1 protein-coding gene and 1 pseudogene are annotated in these 841 nt (G+C 54.2%); both read right to left on the minus strand.

The genetic code is table 11. The features are described from left to right. Positions 1–266 (minus strand): annotated as a pseudogene (locus FEAC_RS14380) (IS21 family transposase); the annotation flags it as partial. A gap of 85 nt (positions 267–351) precedes the next feature. Further along, positions 352–642 (minus strand): helix-turn-helix domain-containing protein, encoded by a 291-nt coding sequence (locus tag FEAC_RS14385; RefSeq protein WP_052566612.1) that lies wholly within the window; start codon positions 640–642, stop codon positions 352–354. Positions 643–841: the final 199 nt, after the last annotated feature.

Raw genomic sequence — 841 nt, forward strand, 5'->3', positions numbered from 1 at the left:
TTGATGACCACCGCTTTGGGGTTATCTGGAACGACACACATGGGAACCGCTCCCATGTACTCGAATGCTGCCGTTCCCCCAGCCGTCCATGACTCAGCCTTCTGGTTGGCAAACGCCTTGGCAAAGATATAGGAGCTTGCCCCCATCACCGAGACGAAGAGCTGAGCTGCGAAGTTTACCTCACCAGTGTGGTCGTCCCAGATCGGGACCGTATCACCGGCAAAGTCACAGAAGAGCTTCTCTCCTCCTCGGTGCTCAAAGTGCATGACCACTTCATTGATCTTCTTCCATTCTCGGTAGCGAGCACAGAACCGTGAATAGCTGAGCCCATTTGGATTGCGCTCCTTGTACTTAGAACCAGAGCAGTTGTAGGGTCAGGTGATTATGAGCCTGTATCTCGGTGGCCACCTCCTGCCAGTTGGGAATCACGGGCGTACTCTTTGTTGTCTCAACCGCCGCGAACAACAACTGCTCCAAGCTCTTCGCATCCATGCCCGTTGGAAGTGGCCAGCCGATCTCGTGCTCTGCTGCCTTCTCTAGATACGTAGCCACGCTTGGCCGAGATACTCCCGTCTCCCGGCTGATTACCCTGACACTCTTGCCCTGCGCACTGAGGCGCAGTACCTCTTCGATCTTTCTCATTGGTATCCTCCTATTGGGCATGTGGCACCTTTGGGTGGTTGGTTTTGAGTCACCACATAAGGATGCCACAGCCTCTTTGCATCCATTGTTCCTGAGTCCGTCTCGCACCCTCTAGGGGGTGGCAAACTTCAGCGAGAATGGGTGGCAGATTTCAGCGAGAATGGGTGGCACATTTCAGCGAGAATACACAAAGAGGATC

Source organism: Ferrimicrobium acidiphilum DSM 19497, from assembly GCF_000949255.1.
In the GTDB taxonomy this organism is placed as follows: domain Bacteria; phylum Actinomycetota; class Acidimicrobiia; order Acidimicrobiales; family Acidimicrobiaceae; genus Ferrimicrobium; species Ferrimicrobium acidiphilum.